This is a genomic window from Bacillus cereus group sp. MYBK195-1 (genome assembly GCF_051916605.1).
Taxonomy (GTDB): domain Bacteria; phylum Bacillota; class Bacilli; order Bacillales; family Bacillaceae_G; genus Bacillus_A; species Bacillus_A cereus.
The window spans coordinates 435,722-461,945 of the sequence record NZ_JBQAGZ010000003.1; the positions used below are offsets into that span (position 1 = coordinate 435,722).

Below are 26,224 nucleotides of genomic sequence, written 5' to 3' on the forward strand. Positions count from 1 at the left end.
AATCTCTAAAGCTGCAAAAAGGACTAATATTTTCATTAGTCCTTTTTCACATTTATATAAAATTGAATTTCTCTATCTATAGAGGAAACTCCATATTCAAAACCATGCCTTTCTAAAATACTTTTCACTATCGCTAGACCTAATCCTGTACCTGATTTTTCTTTACTACGAGAAGATTCTAGTACATAAAAAGGCTCCCAAATTTTCTCGATATCCTTAATTTTATCCGTAGGAATGCCATTTTTTATTTGGAAATATATACTTTTATTTCTATCTTCTAATGTAATTATTATGTTTTGATTTGCTGTATATTTTATCGCATTAGAAATTAAATTTTGAAACACCATTCTCATTTTATTTAAATCTGCATAAACGATTGTATCGCCCGCATTACAATTTACTTGCAAGTTAATTTCTTTCGAATCCAGTTCAATCTGATGCTTATCTAATATACTCTGGACCAGTGGTTCAATGGGGAATTCTTCTTTTTGTAAAATATCTCTTTCTAGTTTAGAAAATCGTAATAGTTCTTCAATTAAGTTTGATATTTGATCTGTTTGTTTAATAATTGTATCTACATAAGTCCCATCATCTAATCCATCTTTAATCCCCATAGAGTATGCTTTTACTAATGCGATCGGTGTCTTTAATTCATGCGTTACATCACCCATAAATCGTTTTAAATGTTCATTACGATCAGTTAAGTCTTGATGTGCTTCATGTAGTTTTTCACTCATGATATTAATACTATTGGCCAACTCTCCTATTTCATCATTCGTTTTCACTTTCGTTCTTTTAAACTGCAAATGTGAAATATCCTGAGCCACATCACTTAACTCTTTCAGTGGTGTCGTTATTATTTTTGAAAGTATCCACACAAGTAAAATAATAAGAAGGAGCGAGAAACATAGGATATATAAGTAAAATGTATTTAACGTATTTATAATTTCATTTGAATTCGCAATGGAAGTCCCAATTAAAATTATCGTATCATCTTTCGCAATATATTTAGCAAAAAAACTCGCTTTTACCTTTCCTTGATCGTACAGTTTATTCGATTGCCCTTCCGTCTTCACTTTCATAACTTCGTCTTTCGTAATCCAAAGCTTATTTAACGTTACTTTCTTTTTCGTAAGTTGCATGCGTAACGCGTCGTTCATAGCATCTTCTGACTGATTAATTGGCGTATACGCAATTGTAACATTATTTTCACTTTCAATTGTATGAATAACATCTTCTAAATCATTGACTGGCGCATTTTGTATTTGAGTTGTAAATTCATTTAAGTTTTCACGTGTTTTATAAATATTATATTTCGGCAGGAGAAAGTTAATTAATAATAAAGAAATTGTAAATATAAGAATAACGGTTAAAGAAATGCTGAGAAATAGCTTTTTCCCAAGTTTATTCACTTTGTTCCTCCAAACTATAACCCAGCCCACGATGCGTCTTAATAATATTTTCTCCAATTTTTTTACGCAGCCTTCTTACATGTGTATCAACCGTTCTCTCTTCTCCAAAATAGTCAAATCCCCATACAATGTCTAACAATTTTTTACGAGTTAAAATAGTTCCTTTATGATTTAAAAAGCATTTTATTAATTCGAGCTCTGTTTTTGTAATTTCTAACTCTATATCATTTTTATATACTTTATTTTTGGCGAAATTTATCTTTACATCTTGTACTTGAATAATATCATCATGCTGAATAAGTTTTTTCGCTCGTGTAATTAGTACTCCTGGATGAAATGGTTTTTTTACGTACTCATCTGCCCCACTTTGAAGCGCTGCTAATTCATCTTCACTTTCACTTTTCGCCGTAAGCATTAATACTTTTACGCTTGAATTCTTTTTTATTTCCTGACAGACAGTAATACCACTATGTTTCGGCATCATCCAATCCAAAATAGCTAAATCAATTTTTTCATCATAAAATATTTGAAGTGCTTCCTCTCCGTCTTTCGCTAATAATACTTCAAAGCCTTCTTTTTCAAAATAAGCTTTTAAAATCCTTAACATATCTTGTTCGTCATCTGCAATTAAAACTTTCATATTTTTTCCTCCATTGCTTTTAAACAAAAACCAATTGTATCATACAACATCTTTGTTACATGAATGTGACAGAAAAATATTTAAAGCTTTTGAGGGGATAGTAATGGTGAGGTGTTGTACTATGATAAAAAAAATCGGGGTCATTTCTCTTCTTCTATTTCTATTATCAACAAATGCGTTCGCAAATACAAATCAACAAATTGAAGTATTTGATTGTCAAAAAGAAATGGTCATCCAAAAACAATCTTTAGATCCAGTAATCCAAAAAGAAGCAGTTCAATACGCTAAATCAATTACTGGTCCATTTAAAAACTTAAATGTCGTTCCAAAAGATGGCTATATGATAAAAATCCCTTTATCTAAGCCGGTTTCTATTACTAATCAATGGTTACACACTACAATAGACGAAGTACTTATACTACTCCCACTAAAAGAAAAGCCTTATATTATGCTTTATGATGATGAAAATAATCCGCATTTTTATTATGTAAAAGGTAAACCAGGATTATTATTGAAACAAATGAAGGTTAAAACGTAATTGACTGAAAAGGAGTCACCTTATAAGCTAAATTTTAAAAGCTAAGGTGCTCTTTTTTATAATGACAATTTGGTAAATGAAATTATAAAAGTTGTTTCTAATATAAGGGTCGCACCTTCATATATATCAGCGATTTTTTAAGATATATCGACTTATCAACGAAAATACCTTTCCGTAGCTATTGTTTGGATAGCAATCTCTATAATACTTTGTAGTGACTTGATCCCTTATATAATCCCCCTTTCACAAATCCATTTGCAGTATAAAACACATCCCCTTGCTTCGTGTCAGTATGTAAAACAATCACTTCAAAATACTTTTCCGCATGACCTAATAGCTGGTTTAATAATAAGTTCCCTAACCCTATACGCCGATAATCCCTTAAAATATAAAATCTCCTTAACCGCCCAATCCTATTGTCTTTTATGTACGAATCTTTATTTAAACCTCCAACTCTGACTAACATATCCCCTTGGAAAATACCATATAAACATTCTCCAGTTTTATTGAATACATTTATTTTGTTTTTATATTCATTTATTAGCCTTATAAGGAAATTAAAGCCCTCTTCTTCACTGTCTTGAACGAGATGACTGAATTCATATTCCATTAAATTTTCTATTTGTTGAATATGTATATCTTTCAAGTCCACTCCCCCTAAGTACGAAAATACATAAAAATGCTCGAGAACCATTTATTCTGAGCATTTTTATGCTTATTACTTTATTTAATTCATAGTATGCATATACTTCACTTCATATGTAAATCGATAATACAGTCGATTAATTTTATTATGAAAATATAAGAGTCTTGTTACAATCTAGTGTGTCGTAAGGCTCTTTAAAGTTGTTTAATTCTTATTGAACTAAAGCATCTGTTTGTTTAAGTGTATACATTCACCATTTATAATTTCTCTCAAATATACTATCAGTTTATATATTCCTCATTCTTCTCTAACAGGTTCAAGATAAATTATAATTTGTTAATCGATATGTTTGTGTAACCACTGTTCAAATATCTTTAACTGTTCTTCGGTATGAAAGTAATGTTCACCCGTCTCCATAACTTCTAATTCACAACGATGTTTTTTTGTAAAATAGTTAATAGTTTCAAGTTCACACAGTTCATCCTTAGCTCCGTACATAATATATGTATCTGTATTCCATGTACTAATAGGATGCTCTTTTACATAGCATAAATAATCCCAATATAACTTTTGACCAATAGGTGTCTCTATAGTCATTTCTTTTTGCAAAAGCTCCGGTGTTACATTAAACCATTTCATCATATTTTCAATAATTCGTTCCATATTAACTACTGGTGATAAAAATAATGCCTTTTTTAGCACATCATTTTGATAAGCTAAAAGACTAAAATACGCCCCCATACTACATGCAAATACGTTTATTTCTTTCCAATGTACTTTTCCATAGTTCATAATTATAGATAATTCATTAACACAAAACTGTACTTTACAAGGAGTGTTATCATTTTTTCTTTCTCCATGCTCAGGTAAATCAAAGCTTAATACTTGATAACCTTTTCGATTGGCTTCTTCAGCTAATATTTGAATAACTGCATCTTCCTTATTTGACATATTTCCATGTACTGCAATAAAAACTTTTTCACTCTTCTCTCCCCACAAAACCGCAGGAATATTACTAATTTTAAAATTATTTTTAAGCATACTCCCTCCATAAAATAAGACATATAGGACTTGGAAAAAATGCACACACTTTATTTATCTCTGTACAGCAGGCAGTATCCGCTTTAACTCTATTAAATCATCTATTACTATATCAGCGTGAGCAAGTTCATCTTCTTGCGCAAAATCAAAATTGCACCCAATTGCAAGTAAACCGTTGTCTTTCGCTGCATTTATATCAGATAGCCGGTCACCAACTACCGCTGCCTCTTTTATATCATATTTGTTCATAATACTTTTAACTAAGTCACCTTTATTTAGCGATTGTATTTGTTCAATACTAAACGTTTCTGTCACCCACTTGTCTAAAGCATAATACGTTACGATTGCTCGTAAATATTCTTTCAAACCATTACTAGCAATGTAAATTGAACAATTATTTTCTTTTATATATGTAAATATTTCTTTTACATTTGGATATAAAGCGCCTTTTCCGCTTTTTATGTTTTCAATTAGTCTATCTAAAAAATATGCATCTGTTTGTTCTCTTATTTCAATAGAATGGTCCGGTAATAAAGCTTCCCAAACTTTCGGTAGCGGCACACCCATAATTTCACGGTATTTTTCAATCGGTGTTACCGTATCCCATAATTGAATTGATCTTAAGTGATCAAAAGTATCATCTAACGATAATTCTAAAATTTTATCTGTTTGAAATAATGTTCCATCCATATCAAAAATTAATGCTTGTAACATTCCTATCTCTCCTTTTGGACTATAGTTTTACCAGATATATTTTTAAGCATCTCAATAATAATTTCTGAGCAATAATTCGCAGCAGTTTTCGCGAAGTCATCATAAGAAACTTGAGCTTCATCATCTGCGCTGTCAGAAATACATCGTATAACAAGAAACGGTATATCATTTATGTAGGCGACATGTCCAATTGCTCCCCCTTCCATTTCTGTACAATGAGGTGCATATTCATCTATTAATTTTGCCTTTAACTTTGAATCTTCAACAAAACATTCACCACTTACAATTCTTCCTTCGTGAGCTTGAATATTTGAACTATTACTGTTACATGCTTTACGTGCTAACTCTATCAATTCCTTACTTGCAATAAACTCCTCTTGAAACGGGAATAATTTTTTCATTTGATTTTTACTTACATCATGATGGGTAACGTTAGTTGAAATAACTAAATCGCCAACTTTTACACCTGGATGTAATCCACCAGCAACGCCCGTATTGATGATAGAGTCTACATTAAATTTATGAATTAATGTTTGCACACATGCAGCAGCATTTACTTTCCCTACACCAGAACGTGTAATAATTACTTCTGTTCCCATGAATTCTCCAATATAAAATGGCATTCCCGCAATTGTCTGTTCTTCTTGTATTACTAGCTTTTTTAAAAGTAAATCTATTTCAATTTGCATTGCTCCGATAATGCCGATTCTGTTCATGTATGTAGTCCCCTTTATTAATTAATCCCTTTAATCCTCTCAGACATAACCGATAATAAAAATTTCGGAAGTACAAGTTGTCGCTTTAATCTTTTCGGCTGTGAGAGTAACCTATACAGCCATTCAGTTCCAGTATCCCTCATTATTTTTGGTGCTCTTTTTACAGTACCAGATATTATATCAATCATACCTCCGATACCAATAGATAGCGGAACGTTTAATGTTTGTATGTTTTCATAGATGAACTCTTCTTGTTTTGGTGAGCCTAGTCCTACGAGTAGTAAATGCGGCTTGAACTGCTTAATTTTCATTTTTATTTCTTCTATTTCTTCACCATTTACAAATCCATGCCGTCCTTTAAATTGTGCTCCTGGGAACTGCTCATTTAATTTTTCTAATGCCTTTTTATTACTTTCTGGCGCAGCTCCAAAAAGAAAGACACGATATTCATTGTCGTTACAATATTTTATTAAATCGTGAGTTAAATCCACCCCAGTAACACGTTCTTTCAAAGTTCCTTTTAATATTTTCGAGCCAATTATGACACCAATCCCATCCGCTGTTATTAAATCCGCAGATAGTAACATCTTTTTAAACTCCTTTGATTTTTCCGTATTTTCCTTTGCAGACATAACAATTTCAGGATTTGCAGTTACTACAAACCTGGGTTTCTCTTGTTGTTCATGTAGCCAACCTTTTAATAAACTTATAGCTTTTGCATATTCTAAAGTTGAAAAAGGTATACCTTTTATAAACTGCTGATCCACTGTACTCTCCCCTTACATAAGCTGCAAATATTCATCAATGTCTTTAGAAATTTGAATAAAAGCTTTATTCCAAAATTCATAATTTCTTATATCTATTTCAAAATGTTTTTTCATAAGCTCCTCTACTGGAGCCTTTCCTGTTTCTCGTAAGAACTCTTTATATTTCGAATGAAAAGTACTTTTACCTTCTTGAGCTATTTCTAATAAGCTAAAACTTACTAAATATCCAAATGTGTATGGATAATTGTAAAAAGGAACATCTGCTATATAAAATTGAATATATTTCATCCATACAAACGGCTGGTATTCACTTAAAGCTTTTCCATAAGCTTCTTTTTGTGCAATTATAGATAATTTCTCAATTTCATCAGCACTTAAAGGACCCTCTTTACATTTTTCATAAAATGTTTTTTCAAACTGATACGATGCTCGTATTGCCATTACATAATTAAAACTATTTCTTATTTTCCAGCTAAGTAATGACTTTTTCATATCTTTACTATCCGTTGTTTCAATTAGATAATTTAAGAGTACCGTTTCAAAGAAAATAGATGCTGATTCAGCCGTACTCATTGGCAAGTAATCATCTAAAAAAGATGTAGATTGTTCAAAACTCATATTATAAAAATGCCAAGCATGTCCTAATTCATGAGCGAGCACTCTTACACTATCTATACTCCCATCATAACGAATGGAAATTCGCGATTCTTTCTCACTGAAAAATGGAGCACAAAACCCACCTGGTGGTTTATTCTCTCTCGGTTCAGCATCTACCCAACCACTTTCTATCGCATTACGTGCAAATTCTGCTAATTCTTCATCAATATTCTTACATGCATCATAAACGTTTTGTATTGCTACTGAAAAAGGAATCATGACCTCATTACTTTCCTTTACCGTCATAAGTTCATGCCATGTAATTGAAGCTTTTCCTTTCTTATACACGTTTAAAGCACTTACTAATTTATCAAGGTTTTCTTCTGTCGCATTCCACATTTGGAATAATACAGTTTCTGAAATGCCATTCGCATGAAAAGATTGTGTTAAAATCTCTCTATCTTCTATTTCATTACTCTTTGCATTACGCAATCTCCCTATTTGATTTAATACAGTAGCAAAGATTTCTTTTTCCTTATGTAAAGTACTTGTAAGTAACTCGAATACTTCTAATCTTTCCTTTTCATTATCACTATTCATTGCAATAGTATTTGCTTGTCCAAAGGATAATTGTCTATTATTGCGCTCTATTTCTATCCTATCCCGTAATTGTATGTACATATTTTCCCACGCATTAAGCTCATCTTTTATTAACTTAGTATTATCTGAAGTTTCCACTTCATTATGTTTTATTACTTGCTGTAATTCATTTTTTAGTTCCTTCACTTTCACGGTCAATTTAGTAAGGTCAGATGGTACACTTTCTTCAACTGATCTACAGTACAAATAGTATTCTGCTTTTTCAATAGCTTGTATTAGCTTTGAAAGAACCTCTACATCTTTTGTTACAAAATATTGCTCTTTCAACTCCAAAATCGGAAATAGAATATCCTCATTCGAATACAATCGATTTAAATCCCATCTAGCAATTTCTTGCATTTTTATAGCCACCCCTATTTTTACAAATAGTTACAGATATTTCTCCCCACACAATTATATATGAAATGGCAAAATTTCGATATCTTCAAATATTTAAATTCCTACAAATACATTCTTATTTATACTCTTTTCTTCTACCATTAAGTATCATTCCACATATAAAAAATACTCCCTCTACAAGAGAGCAATTCATATAGGAAAACTTCAAAGATTTTATCTTCACCAATACCATATCGACCGGTAATCACAGATTAAAGAAAAAAGGATTGATCAAATGATCAATCCTTTACTCTACTTCATTTAAGAAAAATAACGTTATAACGCCAGGTCCTGTATGTGCTCCGATTGCTGCACCAATTGTATTTACGATAAATACTTCACAACCGAATCTTTCCGTAATTAATGATTTTAATGCTTCCGCTGTTTCTAAGTCATCACCATGAGTCATACCGATTGTTTGACCTTTAAGGTCTTTACCACGTTCTTCCATAATATCAACAATTCGGCTTAATACTTTCTTTTTCCCTCTTACCTTTTCAAGTGGTACAAGTTTTCCTTCTTCCACGTTTAAGATAGGCTTAATGTTTAGTAAACCACCGATAAAACCAGCTACTTTACTTAAACGTCCACCTCTAACAAGGTACTGTAAGTCAGCTACAGTGAAGATGTGCTCCATATGGTTCATTAGAAAAGCGACACGGTTTAAAATATCTTCTTTTGATGCGCCGTCTTTTGCCATTTTAGCAGCTTCTAAAACGACAAGACCTTGACCAAGCGAAGCGCATTTTGTATCAATAATTTCTAAATCTAAATCTGCATATGTTTCTTTTACTTCCTCTTTAATGACAACTGATGATTGATATGTACCAGACAGTTCAGATGAAAAAGCTAAATATATACAAGGATTACCTTCTTTTGCATAAGAAACAAATTTTTCTTGGAAAGTTTCAAGCGAAGGCAATGACGTTCTATAAACAGCGCCTTCTCTCATTTTTTGCAATAATGTAACTGACTCTAATGTTACTCCATCTAAATACTCTGTTTCTGCTTCATCATATACACGGAGTGGAATTAAATCAATATCATATGCTTGCAGCAATTCTACTGGTAAATCCGCCGCACTATCCGTAATGATTTTAACACTCATTTTTAAACCTCTATTCTGTTATAAATATAAAATAATAAAATAAAAATAGTACTTTTAAATTATATACGTAAAACTTAAATGAAGAAAGGAAAACACTTTATATTGTATGCACTATTCTTCAAAACTTGAACTATTAATGAAAATGATTCTATTTTAAACATCCTTTTCTTATTATTTTTCTATAACACGAGTAATTTTATAAGTATTTTGTATCAGTATATTTTACTTCTTTAACTTAATATTATCTTTTCAAATTTATACTGTTTAAAATTTAAAAGCCAAATCCAATAAAGGAAATGGCTTTTAAATTTTCGTAAAATAACCAAACTTTATTTTCCATCACATTGTTTGTTTACATTCATACTTTGGTGATGTTGAATATTAGTCCAGTTATGATAAATATTTATAGCCTGTACTATAATTAAAACAGTGAATATTTACCTGTAAGATGCACTATATCTAAAAAAGGTTAAACATTTTATAAAATATTTAATTTTACTAGTAAAGCTAATAAAATTTGGAGAAGAATTTGAACATTTACTGCTATGTCTGTATCTGTAGTCGTAACTGTAACATTTCTAGAATTTCTAATAACAGTTTCTTGTTTATTAATTTGTTTAATAGATGATTTTTGAAACAATTCTTGTGCTACACGGTCAGCTTTTTCACTATCTGCTATAGAAATACTTATTATAACCACGATAGCTGCTTGTAATGCAGCTTGAATAGATAACGCAGCTTTTGTATCTGTAGTCGTAACTTCTACATCTGCTGAATCTACAATTGTAATAGATTCTTCAGAAATTTGGTAAGTTTTACTTTCTTGTGCTGCAGCTTCTGAAACGGTATCATTTTTAAAAGATGGATGAGGATTTGAGGAGTCTAATGCACTCCACCTTTTATTTTCATCTGAATGACATGTTTTTTTCATACATTCACCCCCTTTCAATCTAAATAATTATTAACTTGTGATTGTATTTCAGAAACAATACTTTTAATTTGCTGCTTTTTTTCTGGCGATAAATTTTTTAGTTTTTCTTCATTTATCCCATGCCTATTAAAAATATCTGAGAGTAAAAGGTCTATAATTATATTCTTTTGATCCTTATCAAACTTAAAGGAAGAAAACTTATTTAAATCATCCATTTACAATATTCACTCCTATCAGTTTTCTATAAAAATTTAGATTAACTACCAGCATTATATGTATTTAAATAAAAAATGCTTGGACAAGTAACTTAATCTTTTATTTTCACGGCTTTTTACTAATAAAATTAAAAAGCTGTCTTCTAATACGAAGACAGCTTTCCTTTACTTCACATATATAAGTTTTATTCACTGTTAAATAATAGGTTCACCTTTGTTATTGTGTAGTTTTCCACACTTAATTTCCCATCAATCTTGAATATTAATTCGGTCATAATGAGAAAGTCCAAGCTTGTACCACATATTACAACAAAAAATATTTACTTAGTGTGAACCCTTATAGCTAAATATAAATAGGATAGACACTTTATAAAATGTTTAGTTTAACTAGTAACGCTAATAAAATTTGAAGCAGAATTTGAATATTCACTGCAATATCTGTATCAGTAGTTGTTACGGTTACGTTTCTGGAATTTTTAATAAATGTTTTTTGTCTATTAATTTGTTTAATAGATGATTTTTGAAACAATTCTTGTGTTATTTTATCTGCCTTTTCACTATCTGCTATAGAAATACTTACTACAACCACAATAGCTGCTTGTAACGCGGCTTGGATAGATAGTGCAGCTTTTGTATCTGTAGTCGTAACTTGTACATCTGCTGAATCTACTATTTCAATATATTCCTCAGAAACTTGATCGATTTCATCTGTTTGTATAGCTTCTTCTAAAAAATTTGCATTTTTACTAAATGAATAAGAATTCACTGATTCGGAATCCTGTTTTTTTGGTTCAGAACCCCGATTTAATGGATCACGTTTTTTCTTTCTTCTACAAACTTCACAATCACACATAAAATCACCCCTTTTAGTCTAAAAAATTAGCAATATAAAAATATTGGCTAACTACTAGCATTTTATGTATTTTAAAAAAAATTGTTTGGACAAGTAACTGAATTTATATTTTATTTCTAATTCTTTTTTGTAATAACAAAAAGCTGCCTTCTAATAAGAAGACAACCCTCTTTTATTTCACATTTATATAAAAGACCCATACTTAAATACACTTAACTTCATATGATATATTGCATCCTTTCTTTTTAGAATGAGTAGTCGTTACTGAAGGGCACTTTTCGAAGTGCTCTTATCTTTAATCCCCCTCTTTTTCAGGAAGAATTTTTTTTACTAAATCCTAATATGATTTGTATCACTAGGGCTGGCGATTACCACATTTCCTTAATAGCTTCAATGAATACAGTAGCTACTAATTAAAATAACCCTATGATTTTCTCTACACTTAAACAATCGTACGTTACCGAACACATAAACTAATTTTTATTTTGACTATGTAACACTAAATTCACAAGATTATTATCCTATGTTTGGTGAAGCCATGATTTCAATGCCAGCAATCCCACACTTTTAACTAATAACTTAAACAAATGTGCTATCTCAAGGTTCTTTTGATATAGTATCTTATGTTCTATATAATGAAGAGAGCGCTAGTATTCCGAAGGAGGATGTATATGAGTATTCAATTGGCCACATCTAACGATTTAGAATGGATTAATAACCAATATGACTCAATAGGATTTGTACGGAGTGATTTAAAGAGAGATAAAGTTGCAATTATTACATATAACAACGAGTATGCAGGTGTTGGCCGATTAGTCCAAATAGATGAAGATACTTTAGAAATGGGCGGAATTTTTATTCTGCCTCAATTTAGAGGGCTACAATTAGCTGGTGAGCTTGTTTCATTTTTAGTAGAAACTGCAAAAAAATCACAAATACAAAATGTATATTGTCTTCCTTTTGAGGAATTAGAAAACTTTTATAAGAAATATGGATATACTGAAGTCGATACTACGAAAGAAGCAGTCCATCCAATCATTCTAAAAAAATATAATTGGTGTTTGGAGAATTACGATAAACACGTTCTACTCTTCAAATTGTAAATGTAATAAAAAAATATATTCTCAATCGTTTTTCTATCAGTACTCCTAATTGGAGCTAAGGATTAATCAAAGATATTTTATCTCTCCTTTTATAAATGGCTGATTAAAACTCAATGTTCTGTCAATACTATAGGTAACATGATTGTATTTCTCCATTCCCCCTTGGAGAAGAGCAGTTAGCTTTTGCTAGCTGCTCTTTTATTTTTTCAAAAAGTCACATAAATATCTTTAATTCCAAACATTCAAAAGATAAAATATGATAAAATTGTTATGAAGATATTTACCAACTAATAAATACGCCCTAGACTTACGTACTAGGGCGTATTTATTTTTTAGTATGTAACTCCTTCACTCATCTATTATCTACAAAATAAGTATCATATGCCTTATCAAATTCATATCCTAACTTTTCTGCTAGTTTAGCAGATGTAGTATTCGCTGCGTCCCAGTTTGGATACTTTCCATTTTCTAAGCAATCCAATATAATAGCTGCACTAACTACAGTTGCCAAGCCCTCTCTTCTATGATTGTGATCAGTCGCAACTTCAATTTCAATCCCGTCATTATAAATACTATACGAGGATGCACCGCATACAACTTCTCCGTTATATAAAATGCTATAACCTATACCACGGTTTATATAATCTTCTACCGAATGAAATTGACTTGTAAAATCTTCAGATATCTTATGTAATTTGGGGCTATTTGCGATATGCTCATCTATTCTTCTTAACTCATATTCTTTTGGAAGTGTTGATATAAAAGATTGTAATTTTGAACGATTAAAAACTTCTGGATTTCGTTTGAATTTATAACGTAAAAACTTATCTATTTTTCTTTCATGGAATGTTTCTAAGCGTTGTTTCCACTCTTCACTATTTACGATAACTAAAATTCTTTCTGGAATATTACGTAATAACTCTTCTGTTTCTTTCGTATTTGGGTCTCCAGCGTAAAATGTAAAAATCCCTACCGTAACTTGTGCTACTTTTGGATTTTCAAGGTCATTTACCCAAGCAGTACCCATATGCCCTTGTAAATAAGAAAGTAAAACAACGTTATTGAAATCCTCAAACATAGAAACTAGTTTTTTTCTTGTATGTATATTCGCTTCATATATCATTTACATTCCCGCCTTCTTTAGAATCAACTACTCTTAACATTTTCATGAGCGCTCCATAATTCGTATTCATATACATACCCACCTGTTCATCATAAAAGCAATTGACTATTAAATTAAAACTTCAAATATTTATAAAATATCAGTAAACATAAAATGATTATAACATCTACTAACTATGAAATGATCAACCTATAAAATAAGTCAACAATAAATATATTTCTTACCCGTTAACAAACGGTTTGAAGGACCAACATAATTAATTATGTAACAACCCTCAACAATAGTTTGAGGGTGCATTTAAATACATGTATTATAACTCATTTTTATAAATAAAAGATTCCGTCTCACCGTTCTTATATACTTTAGTCAATTTAACAACTGATTTGTACGTGTTAACGTCATCCTCTATCATTTTTTTATCTCTTCTATTTCGGCATCACCAGTTCCGCCCTCTATTTTTAAACAGTTCGAAATGGAAAGGTATCCGCTTGATGCCAATATAAAAATAAAAATCGTATCAGGAAAATTAATAAATAATAATCCGTAGTTTAAAGGGTCTCCAGCTGGATGTGATAAAAGTAATCGAAAACCTACCAGTTCAGGTACTTGAACAAAATCTCTAGAAACTCTCGGTTCACAACCCACTTACACTCCATCCCTTCTCTATATAGAATTGCTACTACATATATATGAGAAGAAAATAAGAAAAGCTTGGACAATATAACTTTAACGTAACATTATCGTTACCTACTCGTACATTTATATGGAAATTACACCAATTTTGAGTAAGGACACATAATTTTTACTATAAATACATATAACAATTTCATCTTTCATAAAAAAAACGTTATAATGAGGTGTAGCCTCTACGATTACGTTATAAAGGAGATTAAAATTATGGCTAAAATTAAAGTGTACCAAGCAAAAGAAGAAAATATGGATGCAGTAAAAAATATCATTGATGTTGAGGAACAAAACCCAACTACTGAAAATTTACAAAATCTATATGCGTGTGTATTAGATACTGAAGATATGGCATTGCCTGAATCATATATTGAAGAAGATATCTTAATTGATTCTATTGAAGTTATGGTTAACGCTTCTCAAAGCAAAGTAAGAGACTTAGGCGCATACGATGTAATCGAAGTTCAAAACAAAGGCAAGAAAACGCAAATTTTATTACTTGCAGACGAAGAATACGAAATTATCGAAGGCTAATCTAACACCGTACATACGAAAAAGCTCCTTTCCAATTGGAAAGGAGCTTTTTCATTACGCTTTTGATGTTTCACTCTTTTTATTCATTTGTTCTTTCTTAATTACCATACGCTCATTTCCCATAAAGAAAATGAATATGAATGCTAATCCAGCTGGTACCAATGCCCACATGAATGTTTGAACAATTGAACTAGAAAGAGCGTCAATAATTTTATCTAATATTTGCGGAGGGATTTGAGATCTTGCCGATTCTGATAAAATGGCTCTTGAATCCCCTAATTTTGTATTCATTTCCCCGCTCATCCCTTTAAATGCTTCTTCTAATTGATCTTGGAAACCTGTTCTTTGGATCATTCCGAAGATTGTAATACCTAGTGTCATTCCTAATGAACGAATGAAGTTACTCGTTGAAGTCGCAGATCCACGCTGTTCCATACCGAAGTTATGAATTGAAGCCATACTTAGTACAGAGAATGAGAAACCTACTCCAAATCCGATAATAATCATATAAACTGTTAATAATACACGACTTGTTTCTGGCGTTAATGTACTTAATAAGAATAATCCGATTAACATAATAACAGCAGAAATAATCATAATGTTTCGGTAGCTCAGCTTAGTCGTTAAAAATCCACCTAACTGCGCTGTTACGACTGATCCTAGCATCATAGGTAAAAGTAATAATCCTGAGTTTGTTGCAGTCCCGCCGTATACACCTTGAATGAATAACGGAATGTAAACAGTTGCTGACATAAATGCAGCACCGTAACATAATGCAATAATTGTACTCATTCCGAATAAGCGCTGCTTAAACATCTCAAATGAAATAATTGGTTCTTCTACTTTTCGTTCAATAAAAATGAATGCGATGATTAAAATAGCGAATCCACCAAATAAACTTAAAATAAAGCTAGAATCCCAATCATATTTTTGTCCGCCTAGTTCAAGCGCAAACATTAAAGAAACTACTGCACCAACTAAAGTAATTGCGCCAAACCAATCAATTTTTTGCTTTCTATGAACGCGTGATTCTTTATAAAAGAATGTAATAAAAATAAGTGCTAAAATGCCAAGTGGTAAGTTAATATAAAATACCCAGTGCCAGCTAATGTAATCGGTAATATATGCGCCAAGTAATGGCCCGAAAATACTAGATAATCCAAATACAGCTCCGAATAAACCACCCATTTTCCCGCGTTTTTCAGGTGGAAAAATATCAAAAACGATAGTAAACGCGATCGGCACTAATGCCCCGCCACCAATACCTTGAATGGCACGATAAATACCTAACTGTGTAATATTTTCAGCAGTACCACAAAGTGCCGAACCAATCATAAAGACAATTAAACCGAAAATAAAGAATCTCTTTCTACCATACATATCTGATAGCTTACCGAAAATCGGCATGCCTGCCATTTCTGCGACCATATAGGCAGAAACGACCCATACAAAGTTTTCAAGGCCTCCTAAGTCACCAACGATTGTTCCCATCGCCGTTACGACAATGGTATTATCCATCGATGCCATTAAAATACCTAGCAATAAGCCCGCCACAACAAAGCCGAGCTTATTATTCTTCTCAACCATATCTCTTGCTCTCCCTCATACTACTTATATTTGTTTATGTTCTTTTACGACTGCATTACCTTTTTGATTAAAACTAGTATGATATTCTACAACACTAATTTCACATCCAGGACCAATTGTGACGTTGTTGCCTCTTACCACTTCAGCGATCGTATGTTCTAAATAGATATCATCTCCTTCAACAATCGAAGTTTGGAGGCTCCCAGCATGACTAGTAAAAGGAATAAATCTCGCTTTTTTACGAACGGTAATTTTTTTACCACCAATTTCTCTTATCTTACTGCCTTCATAACGAAGTGAAATTTCAATATTTTCAGCATTAAGTAATCCATCACTTTCAAGACCACCAGTTAATGATAAATCTTCTACTTCAATATCTCCCTTTACATTTAAAGCACCTTTTACATCTACGAAATCACCTGAAAACTTTCCTTCAATATTTATCATACCTCTAACTTTTGTTTTTTCAATATGAGCATCACCATGAATTTGTGTATTACCATATACTTTTACATATTCCGCATCTACATTTCCTTGTACTTCGTTATCTCCATACACGACATAATTTTTCACTTTCATATTACCGCGTACATCACTCGTTCCGTACGTTTTAAACTCATTACAACTCATATCATTCGTAATTGTTCCTTCACCGCGAATCTTCACTTTATTATAATCTCCGCCTGCTGAATTACCAGAACCATTTACTGTCAGACTATGTGGATGTTCCATACTGATTTCTCCCTTCCGTTAAACCTGCTTAATTTCTTTTACATTTGCATTTTTATCAACAGTAAGAACACCAGTATATTCAATCAGTTCAATCTCACAGTTTGCTCCTACTGTAACATTGTTTCCTCTTACTGTTCTTATGTGAGCATAATCAATATCGATATTGTCACCTTCTAATAGTTCAGCTTCTAACTGCAAGCCAAACACTGTTTTAAATAGCCTACTAAATGTACCTGATCTATGTCTTACTTTAATCGTTTGACCACCAATTTCTTTCGCTCGACATGTACCGTGAATATTTATATTAATTTCATCTGCGTTTAATAAACCACCGATTGTAAATTGTCCTTCTGAAGAAAAAGTATCCACTTCACAATTACCGTCAATTGTAGCTTGACCATTGACTTTAAATTCTTCACCAGTGACATTTCCACCTATCGTACCTTTTCCTGCAATTTTCAAACTGTTTGCTTTTACATTTTGCGTAATTGTTGCTTTTCCATCAATTCGCATCGTTTCAGCATGAACTGTGCCATCAACTTTACCAGATCCGCTAATTCGTGCACTACTACTTTTCAAATTGCCAGTAACTGCACCGTAACCGTTACATTCAAATTGCTCACATTCAACATTTCCATTCACAGTTCCTTTTCCGTTTAATTGCACTTTATGAAACTCGCCGCCATTCGATGAACCGTAACCATTTATAATCAAATTATCTGTACGCATACTTTCTCCTCCACTACAACAATTTAGTTTTTAATGCTTCGGTATATTTCATAATCGCTTCGCGTAAAACGATTTTGGTGCCTTTTTCAAAAATTAAATCGTCCACGTTTGAAACTAATAAACATGTAGAAATCCCTAACTTTCGGACAATGATTAAGTCACAAGTTTTATGTTTAATTGCTTCATAATTTTCACGTAAAACTTGCAAGACCATTTTTCCTTCTTCTAAACTAATCTCTCCTGATTGTAGTAATTCTTCTAACATGTACACATAAAGAATATCTACAAATTGAAAATCTGCTCTTTTATTCGTTTGTTCTATGAAAAATTGTAAAACTGGTTCTGATGCAATCCCCTTGCGTAAAATGTCTTCCTTTGTTAAAAGAATTTCTCTCACACTCGGTGAAAACATGTTAGCTAGTTCATCAAGTGATAAATCCTCTTTCATCGTTTGGATTTTATCGATACGCTCTAATATCTTTTCTTTCGGAAAAAATGTCTCTTGACCTGTAAACGTTGATTTTCGTACAAACCAATCTTCCGGAATTAAATTTTTTCTTTTCCACCTATATAACTGTCCATATGAAATACCAGTTAGTTCTAATAAATCTTTTTTTGAAATTAAATCTGTACTCAACTGTATAACACTCCTTCCTGATAATAATGTAACATAACACTGTTACGCTGTAAATAAACTTTTATCACAAGTAGCGTAACAATGTGTAAAACAAACCTATTCCTACATATAAAAAAGGCTCTTACACACCTTATGAAAATGTGCAAAAGCCCTTATATATCAAGACTTAAACCAAATATTATAAAAATCAATCCAACCTTGTGAATTAATCATTATATTTTGAACTTTTTCATGTGTACTTACCTCTTGTTTATTACGATATAAAGGAATAATATGAATTTGACGTAACAAAGTATCCTCGATATCACGTAACAGTGTAACTCTTTTCTCTAATTCTTCTTGTCTAAAATAAGGAGACAACTTTTCATGAAAGTCCATGCTGCTTTGTCCATGAATAAAACTATTTTTTGTAAGAAACATATATAATAGACTATCTTCTATTCGTTCACTAATTGTGGCACTATCATGCATCATATCGGCCTTTTGTATCGTACTTACTTCCAATAGCTCTTCTATATCAAGAAAATTATTTTCTACACGAATCCCATATTTCGCACACTCTTTTTGTATCCACTGTGCATCTTCAACATGATCTCGTCCTGTAAATGTGTAGAGTTGTAGCACTTCATTATGATAAGTACTCCTTTTAATTAAACTTTCTACATCTTCCTCAATCTCTACAATGCTTTCACCTGCTAATATTAGTTTTTTTGCCACTTCTCCACGTTCTCCGCCGAGTTCTTGAACGATTGTATAACCATGAATGATGTTATATAACGCTTTCCGAAATAACTCATCTTGCATTGGTCCTTCTTTCGTAAGATTACATGTTATATATGTCACGTTCGACTCAAGCCGAGACAATTCTTTATTATGTTTTTCTTTATCTTTATACTGCGCCTTTACTAAAACATCGTATGTACCTACACCTTGTTCTACATTCCACAACTCAACACGATCTAAAAAAGGTCTTTCACGGAAATATAAAGGATGTCCTTCTAAAATGAACAGATTTTCATTACTTTTATATAATTGAAAAGGCCCGGTTCCAATTAGCCCTCCTGCTTCATCTTCATTCACGATAGAACACTGTTCTGCACTTAGCATATGTAAAAACATTCGATTTTCTGTATGTAATTGAATTTCGAAAACGTAGTCATCCACTGAACGGATACTTTCAACGTGTTGTAACATCCATGCGTGTGCATTATTTTCCAGCTTCATAAATCGATTCAACGAGTATATAACATCATGTGCAGTAAGTTGTTTTCCATTATGAAAGTGAACTCCTTTTCGTAAGTAAAACGTCCATATTTTTTCAGCGTCATTATATTCCCAGTGAAATGCAAGTCTTGGCTCTATAATGTTTGTATTACCGTCTACATACACGAGTGTGTCGAATATATGTTTTACCATATGGCATTCTGAGCGCATTGTAGCGTATACAGGATCTAATGTGATATCTAAATTCATTTGTACTTGCAACCGGAGTACATCTCTTCTCCCTTCAGATGTCATTTCAACCTTATGACCAAATATTGAATCCACCCAGGAATGATATTCTCCCTTTACTGATGGAAAATGTGAGCTATAGCGTTCCACAAATATACTTCCGCTTTTCACATCCCCTTTTTTCGTTATTTCTTTTCCTCTATCTAAAATTAAAGATATCGGGTGCTTTTGAAATATTAACTTAGACCGATTTCCTCTGCCGCGACCTGGAAACCACTTGATCCAATTTAACTCATCTAATTTTTTTATAATTAACTTACTATTGCGCTCTGTACAAAATAATGTACCAGATATATTTTGCACTGTTACTTCCAATCGTTCTCCCTCTTTTTTTTCTTTTCCATAAGCAATCCATAGTTCAATGTATTGATCTAAAATAAACATCATACTCCCCCTAAAAGGTGAAAAATCCTCCCTATAGTCTCTACCCTTTTTCCAACTCTCCTTTCATCTTATCATTTCAATATAGAAAGGAGGAATTAATATTGAATTATCTCTTACTTCGTTACAATAAACCTATTTTTATTAGATTGTGTGGTGAATTATTAACCCGAACGACTGAATCTATGTTAGCTCTCATTATGATTATTTACGTCAATAAAATGTTAAACGGCAATGTAATAATAACTATGCTAATTTTCGGATTACAGCCACTTTCAGACATTTTATTTACGCTTATTGCTGGAGGAATTACTGATAAATATGGCCGAAAAAAGATTATGTTACTCGGATTATTACTACAAGGTGTTGCAATCGGCAGTTTCGTTTTCGCTCAATCTGTTTTTATATTTGCACTGTTATATGTCATTAATGGTATTGGCCGTTCCTTATACATTCCAGCTCAGCGTGCACAAATTGCTGATTTAACAAAACAAGAGCAGCAAGCAGAAATTTTTGCTCTCCTACAAACGATGGGAGCAATTGGATCCGTAGTCGGCCCTTTAATCGGTGCATGTTTTTATAATACTCACCCAGAATATTTATTTATCGTGCAAAGTGTAACCCTTACGATATATGCCGTTGTTGTTTGGACCCAGCTCCCAGAAACCGTTCCACCTATGAGTAAGTCGAAACAAACAGTTGAGGCAAGTTCACCAAAGCAATTTATTTTTAAACATTATGCTATATTCGGTCTTATGGTTTCTACACTCCCTATTAGCTTTTTTTATGCACAAACTGAGACGAATTATCGTATTTTTGCAGAACATGTATTTCCTAATCTCGTATTCATACTCGCATTTATTTCAACATGCAAAGCCATTTTGGAAATCATACTACAAATCTTCCTCGTAAAATGGTCTGAACGATTTTCTATGGCGAAAATCATCCTTATTTCTTACGCCTGCTATACAATAGCTGCAGTTGGCTTTAGTTATTCAACGACGATATTGTCGTTATTCTTCACCTTACTCTTTTTAGTCATTGGAGAAAGTATTGCTCTAAACCACTTATTACGATTCGTTTCAGAAATTGCACCTCACAATAAACGTGGTTTATATTTTTCAATTTACGGTATACACTGGGATATATCTCGAACGTGCGGACCAGTTATTGGTGCAGTTTTATTAAGTAAGTTAAATGGAAGTATGCTGTTTTATATTTGTGCTAGTTTCTTATTAATTGGAGGTATTGTTCAAGCACTGTTTGTTCAAAATTTAGAACGTAAAAAAATCACGAACCAGCCTACACATAATTTATAGGTTACTACTTTTTCAGTAGATCAATATTTCTTATTGGATGAATATTAAAAAACAAAAGTGAAGTATTTCGCGTATGAAAGTATGTTTTATATGGCAGGAGACGTTCCTTATTTACAACTAAAAACACCTCATTTAAGGAAAGTGAGGTGTTTTTGAAATCACTTAATTTCTTATCCTGCCATTTTATTAATACTATCCTCTGGTGAAAATACAGAAATATGATCTACCTTACCAGTCGATTTTGGAATGACAAATTTCAGCTCATACTGGTTATTTACTTTGTATACATATATTTTATCTTCACCATTCTCTTTAACTGAAGATGGTTTTCCTAATGCTTTTTCAATTTCTTGTAATGTAATCAATTTTAGTTCTGCATGATATGAGCGTACATCAAAAACTTGTGACCCTTTATTAAATCCGAAAACAATATTTTTATTTGTAAAAGTTGCGTACATTCCGTTCCCTGCATATTCGGTTTTATTTGCTTTCCCCCACGCTTTTTCAATTTCTTCAATATCCCCTGTATGGGCTCCAAATGGTACATTAGGTACTTTTCCTTCTTTTGCGAGTTCAAACAAATCTTTAACGTGGTTAATTGATTTTTGATTAAGTGTTCTATTTTTCGAATCTGGGTCAGGCGATGGTTTTGTTGTTTTTTCATTGCTTGGTTTTGCTTCAGGATTTTTCTGTTCTTCTGAAAAATTACTTTGTTCATTTTTATTATTTTCCGAGGTTGGATTTGTTTCCTTTTTTTCGTCTGTCTCTTTACATGCGGCTAGCGCAAACATACATGTAAACACCAAAAATAACATAACTATTTTTAAATATATTTTCATCATCTTTACCCCCTATTGCATCTTATTCATTTCGTTAACCAACCCATTACACTACTTTTCAAATTATGTTTGTTCCAAAAAAGTCAGTGCTTCACTCTCTCCAAAAGCTTGTACAAAATATATTACAAAAGCTGTTTCTAAAAAGTAACCAAGTCTGTTATATCCGAAGTAACTACCTCCTGATAAACGAAACCATTTTCATCTCCTTATTTAAACCTTCTCTTCTCAATGATAATATCCTCTATCTATAACTTAAAACATGCTCTCACAACAGCTCCTTGAAACAGAAAAAAACCAGTAGGAAGTGATTACTCTTTTCCTACTGGTTAAAATAAAATTATACGGTAAATCTTAGCTTCTTAAAAAATGTAGCGATAGTATTTTTTACAGTTTCAAAATTATAAGCAAACGTGTTATCTCCACTTAATGATGAAATACATGTTAAAACTGCAGCTTTAATAAAAGCTTTTACATCTACAAGCATAAAATTAGCCTCCATGAATTTAATTACAATCATTATAACAGGTGTTTTACGATGCTAACATGAAAGTAATAAATAAATTTCTATTATTAATTTATCCCGCTATTTGCCGGGCAGTAAGATCCCCACCTCAAAATTCAGCGGAAACAAAGAAGTTAGGTGGGGGCCCTGCTGTCCGTAAAAGCCCGATTGGTGAGGGCTGATAATCAGTGGGGATGAACACCCCACTGATTAAAGTTTCACTTTATTTAGCTCACAGTACACCATTCGAATGTCATATAAAAAAGCTGCCCAAAAAGGGCAGCTTCAAATATGTATATTACACTTCGATTGATTTACCATCTTCAACAATATGATAAAGTAAATGCGCTAAATGATGAATTGGACCGTATTCTTCCTCTTCCTCATCTGTTTCACCTTGGAACTCAAGATCGTTTAAGTACAGTGCTAAAAATTGATAGTATAGTTTTAAATCAAATCCGTAGCACGCAGTTGGCTCTTCATGATCACCTTCGTATTGTAACATTAAGTATTGATCGTTTCCTTCTGCATCTTCTGCATCAAAGAATACGAAGAATCCAACGTTTGTATCTAAATCAAATAGATGACGAGTGCCTTTTTCTGTTGCTTTGTTAAAGTCCTCTTCACTTAATTTATGTACTGTTGTCGCTTTAGCATTATCTTCTTGATGGAAATTTACTGTGAATGTTTTCAATGCTGACACCTCCTGATTGTATAATACTAGCATAACATATAAAAAGGACTGCTTACAAATGTAAACAGTCCTTACATTCATTTTCGCATTGCTCGTAATAAGAAGCTTACGATGAAAATTAAAATGATCGCACCGATTAAAGCTGGAATAATTGCATATCCGCCAATGACTGGACCAAAACTACCAAGTAATTTCGAACCAACCCAAGAACCGATAATACCAGCAATAATATTACCAATTACACCACCAGGTACGTCTTTTCCAGTAATTAAGCTCGCAAGCCATCCTAATATACCACCGACGATTAAAGACCAAATCATATAATAACCTCCTTTACATTTCACCAATCAAAATATAATTAGAAACAATTGCTTACCATTAGTTATGTGACATTTTTCATAAGTTATTCATGTTGTTCAACTTTAAGATTTTTGAGAATAATACACACAGATTAAACCTTTTTTTGAACTAACGATTTATCCGACTTGTTATTACACACATTAAGGACAATCTGGCTTCAATATTGTTCGCATAAACTCTTCTTTAAAAGCTGCATAGTTAAAACCAACAGCAATTCTTTGAATCGGCCGATCATCAAACCTTGTTGGCTCAGCTATTTTTCTAAAGTCTGCTACACTTTGGCCCCTAGTCACATCATTTGTCGTACTAATCCACACTGCCGATTTTTTATATTCGAAAATACTGTCATTTATAAACGAGATAAACGGTAGTAAATCGTGTATAGGACTTCCACCAATACCCGGATATTCTTTTTTATAAAAGTTCTCATAATAAAAATCAATCATTGGTTTAATGAGTTTCGCCTGTCCAGTTCCTTGTTTATCTATTATATTGGCCATTTCAGGTGTTATAAGCGCGCCCTGTGTTACATTTAACGGGTATATGCTAGCGTTTTTCGCATATTTCATAACAATATTTGCTGCAATTGGATCACCATAAAAATTCGCTTCAGATACTGGTGTAACATTACCTGGAAATAGGAAAGCGCCGCCCATTATATAATACGAACAAATACGATCCATTATATTTGGATACAATAAAAATAACGTAGCAAGCGTCGTTAGTCTCCCTGTCGCCACAATTATAATATCTTCTGGACAAGGTTCGATTAATTTGATTAATTCACAAAAATTTTCTCGTTTACAAATTCTCATCTCAGGTGGAATAATAGGACCTAAACCGTGATCCCCGTGGATTTCAGGGAAAAACAAAGGCTCTTCAGCTGTCATCGGTCTACTCGCACCTTCAATAATTTTCACTTGTGTAGCATAGTACCTTTCTAAAAAATAAACATTTTCCGTAACGATATCTCGTGATACATTCCCGTACTCAGCAACAATACCTAGAATATCTAATTTACATGTTTTATTTGCATAAATTAACGCTACGGCGTCATCAATACCAAAGTCTCCAAAAAAGATAATTTTCTTATTAACTATTCTCACCCCTCTTGAGCATAATCTACTATTATTATTATGTAAAAAAGACAAGGCGGTGAAACAGCGCAAACTAAAAAAGCCGCCTATTTATTGGCGACTTCAATCTTTTTATAAGACAAATATGCAAGTACATTTTTACTTGAATCGTATTTCGGGTTATTTCCTTTTCTCGGCTCTCTCATATGTGTCTTTTCAAATCCAGGAATGTCTGGCATTTTCCCCATAAATTCAAGCATTTCTTCCTCAGTACCTTCAATGCGTACACGAATCATTATAACTATTCCTCAATTCTCAGTTTCTCTGTACTAAGTATATCGTACTTCAGAAAGACTGCAACACATTTATCTTTTTAACGTTGTACTTTTTTTACATATAAACATAGCCATTTCAGTATAGAACGATTCTACTTTATTATTTTTAAATTGAATATTAAAATATCCCTTCATTTCGTTTGGTGCTTTCATCATACATTCTGTTAATTTTTCACGCTTTTGTAAAGGGACATCCATCATATTACACCACCAGTCAAAATCAAACTTCTTATCAAAAGTAAGACATGACTGCATTTGCAAACCGTTTTTTTCTAATAAAGTAAGCCATTCTGTCTTTTTTAGAGCTCGTTCATGACTTGGGTCACGCTTTTTTTCTATAAAATTATAAAATGTATCATATTCATTATTTTCTGGCGAAACATTATCTATTAAGATGAATAATCCATTATCCTCCAACGTACGATTTACTTCATAAATAAATTGAGCCGGACTCGTAAAATGATGGGCTGCAATCCGGCATGTAATTGTATCAAAAAAATGGTCTGCAAATGGTAAATTCTCTGCATTCCCTGCTACAAAAGATACATTTTCATGACCATTCTGCTTTATAAAAACTTTTGCTTTTTCTAACATCTGTTCTGTTAAATCAAGTGCAACTACTTCTTCAAACATAGGTGCTAACATATTTGCCACATGCCCGCCACCAGTAGCAACATCAAGAAGACGATTATTATGACGAGACTCAACTTGTTGAACTACATATTGTAAATCCAGTCCTTTAGCATGTATTTTACTATTTACATATTTATCTGCATTGCTGCCAAACTGTTTTTTCACAAGCTCTTCTTTACTCATATTAGCATCTTCTTTCTATTGTTATTTACATATACGACTCATATA

Annotated in this window: 29 protein-coding genes and 2 pseudogenes; 4 read left to right on the forward strand and 27 right to left on the reverse strand. The window is 32.3% G+C overall.

The window, feature by feature from the left end; genetic code table 11:
* Positions 1-35 precede the first annotated feature (35 nt).
* Together ACTFRY_RS18040 and ACTFRY_RS18045 are read right to left on the reverse strand one after the other, a co-directional pair.
* Positions 36-1,412: a sensor histidine kinase gene (locus ACTFRY_RS18040; protein WP_016118080.1), complete on the reverse strand. Its 1,377-nt coding sequence runs from the start codon at positions 1,410-1,412 to the stop codon at positions 36-38.
* Positions 1,405-2,052 carry a response regulator transcription factor gene (locus ACTFRY_RS18045; RefSeq protein ID WP_000865979.1) on the reverse strand — a complete coding sequence of 216 codons (648 nt, stop codon included), beginning with the start codon at positions 2,050-2,052 and terminating at the stop codon, positions 1,405-1,407. The genes ACTFRY_RS18040 and ACTFRY_RS18045 overlap by 8 nt, the downstream gene beginning before the upstream one ends.
* 121 nt (positions 2,053-2,173) lie before the next feature.
* Here ACTFRY_RS18045 and ACTFRY_RS18050 point away from each other — a divergent pair, with 121 nt between their 5' ends.
* Positions 2,174-2,590 carry a hypothetical protein gene (locus tag ACTFRY_RS18050; RefSeq protein WP_000591772.1) on the forward strand — a complete coding sequence of 139 codons (417 nt, stop codon included), beginning with the start codon at positions 2,174-2,176 and terminating at the stop codon, positions 2,588-2,590.
* Positions 2,591-2,789: 199 nt separating this feature from the next.
* Here ACTFRY_RS18050 and ACTFRY_RS18055 read toward each other — a convergent pair whose 3' ends face one another.
* The 10 genes from ACTFRY_RS18055 to ACTFRY_RS18100 form a co-directional block, all read right to left on the reverse strand.
* Complete coding sequence (locus ACTFRY_RS18055; RefSeq protein WP_136986716.1) at positions 2,790-3,284, reverse strand: GNAT family N-acetyltransferase; 495 nt, start codon at positions 3,282-3,284, stop codon at positions 2,790-2,792.
* A gap of 288 nt (positions 3,285-3,572) precedes the next feature.
* Complete coding sequence (locus tag ACTFRY_RS18060) at positions 3,573-4,277, reverse strand: alpha/beta hydrolase (protein WP_000916869.1); 705 nt, start codon at positions 4,275-4,277, stop codon at positions 3,573-3,575.
* Between the two features lie 54 nt (positions 4,278-4,331).
* Entirely contained in the window at positions 4,332-4,991 is a 660-nt protein-coding gene (locus ACTFRY_RS18065) for an HAD hydrolase-like protein (RefSeq protein WP_098616652.1), read from the reverse strand.
* 2 nt (positions 4,992-4,993) lie between these two features.
* Positions 4,994-5,707 carry a 5'-methylthioadenosine/adenosylhomocysteine nucleosidase gene (locus tag ACTFRY_RS18070; protein WP_044797617.1) on the reverse strand — a complete coding sequence of 238 codons (714 nt, stop codon included), beginning with the start codon at positions 5,705-5,707 and terminating at the stop codon, positions 4,994-4,996.
* 17 nt (positions 5,708-5,724) lie between these two features.
* Positions 5,725-6,474, reverse strand: coding sequence for a WecB/TagA/CpsF family glycosyltransferase (locus ACTFRY_RS18075; protein ID WP_098616653.1), 750 nt, complete (start codon positions 6,472-6,474; stop codon positions 5,725-5,727).
* A 12-nt stretch (positions 6,475-6,486) separates the two neighbouring features.
* A complete protein-coding gene (locus tag ACTFRY_RS18080; protein ID WP_098616654.1) occupies positions 6,487-8,070 on the reverse strand; it encodes a M3 family metallopeptidase in 1,584 nt (527 codons plus the stop codon).
* Between the two features lie 286 nt (positions 8,071-8,356).
* Positions 8,357-9,217 carry a DegV family protein gene (locus tag ACTFRY_RS18085; RefSeq protein WP_000111646.1) on the reverse strand — a complete coding sequence of 287 codons (861 nt, stop codon included), beginning with the start codon at positions 9,215-9,217 and terminating at the stop codon, positions 8,357-8,359.
* 478 nt (positions 9,218-9,695) lie between these two features.
* Positions 9,696-10,148: a spore coat protein gene (locus ACTFRY_RS18090; RefSeq protein WP_000750488.1), complete on the reverse strand. Its 453-nt coding sequence runs from the start codon at positions 10,146-10,148 to the stop codon at positions 9,696-9,698.
* A 14-nt stretch (positions 10,149-10,162) separates the two neighbouring features.
* Positions 10,163-10,363 (reverse strand): spore coat protein W, encoded by a 201-nt coding sequence (locus ACTFRY_RS18095; protein ID WP_000342253.1) that lies wholly within the window; start codon positions 10,361-10,363, stop codon positions 10,163-10,165.
* Between the two features lie 367 nt (positions 10,364-10,730).
* Entirely contained in the window at positions 10,731-11,216 is a 486-nt protein-coding gene (locus ACTFRY_RS18100; protein ID WP_000332786.1) for a spore coat protein, read from the reverse strand.
* A gap of 671 nt (positions 11,217-11,887) precedes the next feature.
* On the opposite strand from ACTFRY_RS18100, the gene ACTFRY_RS18105 reads away from it, so the two are divergent.
* A complete protein-coding gene (locus ACTFRY_RS18105; RefSeq protein WP_000027151.1) occupies positions 11,888-12,319 on the forward strand; it encodes a GNAT family N-acetyltransferase in 432 nt (143 codons plus the stop codon).
* A gap of 352 nt (positions 12,320-12,671) precedes the next feature.
* Here ACTFRY_RS18105 and ACTFRY_RS18110 read toward each other — a convergent pair whose 3' ends face one another.
* Together ACTFRY_RS18110 and ACTFRY_RS18115 are read right to left on the reverse strand one after the other, a co-directional pair.
* A complete protein-coding gene (locus ACTFRY_RS18110) occupies positions 12,672-13,442 on the reverse strand; it encodes a GNAT family N-acetyltransferase (protein WP_016118084.1) in 771 nt (256 codons plus the stop codon).
* A gap of 310 nt (positions 13,443-13,752) precedes the next feature.
* A pseudogene (locus ACTFRY_RS18115) lies at positions 13,753-14,078 on the reverse strand (BC_2878 family exosporium-associated protein); the annotation flags it as partial.
* A gap of 261 nt (positions 14,079-14,339) precedes the next feature.
* Here ACTFRY_RS18115 and ACTFRY_RS18120 point away from each other — a divergent pair.
* Positions 14,340-14,660 (forward strand): hypothetical protein, encoded by a 321-nt coding sequence (locus ACTFRY_RS18120; protein WP_001062731.1) that lies wholly within the window; start codon positions 14,340-14,342, stop codon positions 14,658-14,660.
* A gap of 54 nt (positions 14,661-14,714) precedes the next feature.
* Here the strand turns inward: ACTFRY_RS18120 and ACTFRY_RS18125 are convergent, their stop codons facing one another.
* From ACTFRY_RS18125 to ACTFRY_RS18145, 5 genes are all read right to left on the reverse strand, one after another.
* Complete coding sequence (locus tag ACTFRY_RS18125; RefSeq protein ID WP_098616655.1) at positions 14,715-16,247, reverse strand: MDR family MFS transporter; 1,533 nt, start codon at positions 16,245-16,247, stop codon at positions 14,715-14,717.
* Between the two features lie 24 nt (positions 16,248-16,271).
* Positions 16,272-16,979, reverse strand: coding sequence for a polymer-forming cytoskeletal protein (locus tag ACTFRY_RS18130; protein WP_000400904.1), 708 nt, complete (start codon positions 16,977-16,979; stop codon positions 16,272-16,274).
* A gap of 18 nt (positions 16,980-16,997) precedes the next feature.
* A complete protein-coding gene (locus ACTFRY_RS18135; protein ID WP_001258387.1) occupies positions 16,998-17,708 on the reverse strand; it encodes a bactofilin family protein in 711 nt (236 codons plus the stop codon).
* Positions 17,709-17,721: 13 nt separating this feature from the next.
* A complete protein-coding gene (locus ACTFRY_RS18140; protein WP_000102244.1) occupies positions 17,722-18,345 on the reverse strand; it encodes a YhbD family protein in 624 nt (207 codons plus the stop codon).
* Positions 18,346-18,504: 159 nt separating this feature from the next.
* On the reverse strand, positions 18,505-20,241 hold the full coding sequence (locus ACTFRY_RS18145) for an SgrR family transcriptional regulator (protein ID WP_098616656.1): 1,737 nt from the start codon (positions 20,239-20,241) through the stop codon (positions 18,505-18,507).
* Positions 20,242-20,342: 101 nt separating this feature from the next.
* Here ACTFRY_RS18145 and ACTFRY_RS18150 point away from each other — a divergent pair, with 101 nt between their 5' ends.
* Entirely contained in the window at positions 20,343-21,557 is a 1,215-nt protein-coding gene (locus ACTFRY_RS18150) for an MDR family MFS transporter (protein ID WP_001108458.1), read from the forward strand.
* A gap of 170 nt (positions 21,558-21,727) precedes the next feature.
* Here ACTFRY_RS18150 and ACTFRY_RS18155 read toward each other — a convergent pair whose 3' ends face one another.
* From ACTFRY_RS18155 to ACTFRY_RS18190, 8 genes and pseudogenes are all read right to left on the reverse strand, one after another.
* Positions 21,728-22,399, reverse strand: coding sequence for a YjgB family protein (locus tag ACTFRY_RS18155; RefSeq protein ID WP_001987496.1), 672 nt, complete (start codon positions 22,397-22,399; stop codon positions 21,728-21,730).
* 23 nt (positions 22,400-22,422) lie between these two features.
* Positions 22,423-22,594 (reverse strand): annotated as a pseudogene (locus ACTFRY_RS18160) (aminopeptidase); the annotation flags it as partial.
* A gap of 139 nt (positions 22,595-22,733) precedes the next feature.
* The gene (locus ACTFRY_RS18165) at positions 22,734-22,880 is read right to left on the reverse strand and encodes a hypothetical protein (protein ID WP_000959554.1); all 147 of its coding nucleotides are present in this window, start codon (positions 22,878-22,880) and stop codon (positions 22,734-22,736) included.
* A gap of 316 nt (positions 22,881-23,196) precedes the next feature.
* Complete coding sequence (locus tag ACTFRY_RS18170) at positions 23,197-23,592, reverse strand: hypothetical protein (RefSeq protein WP_000847587.1); 396 nt, start codon at positions 23,590-23,592, stop codon at positions 23,197-23,199.
* Positions 23,593-23,669: 77 nt separating this feature from the next.
* The gene (locus ACTFRY_RS18175) at positions 23,670-23,912 is read right to left on the reverse strand and encodes a GlsB/YeaQ/YmgE family stress response membrane protein (protein ID WP_000638306.1); all 243 of its coding nucleotides are present in this window, start codon (positions 23,910-23,912) and stop codon (positions 23,670-23,672) included.
* Between the two features lie 180 nt (positions 23,913-24,092).
* Positions 24,093-25,058 carry a nucleoside hydrolase gene (locus tag ACTFRY_RS18180; RefSeq protein WP_001223681.1) on the reverse strand — a complete coding sequence of 322 codons (966 nt, stop codon included), beginning with the start codon at positions 25,056-25,058 and terminating at the stop codon, positions 24,093-24,095.
* 77 nt (positions 25,059-25,135) lie between these two features.
* The gene (locus ACTFRY_RS18185; protein ID WP_000621885.1) at positions 25,136-25,324 is read right to left on the reverse strand and encodes a DUF3970 family protein; all 189 of its coding nucleotides are present in this window, start codon (positions 25,322-25,324) and stop codon (positions 25,136-25,138) included.
* A gap of 69 nt (positions 25,325-25,393) precedes the next feature.
* The gene (locus tag ACTFRY_RS18190; protein WP_000031305.1) at positions 25,394-26,179 is read right to left on the reverse strand and encodes a class I SAM-dependent methyltransferase; all 786 of its coding nucleotides are present in this window, start codon (positions 26,177-26,179) and stop codon (positions 25,394-25,396) included.
* Positions 26,180-26,224: the final 45 nt, after the last annotated feature.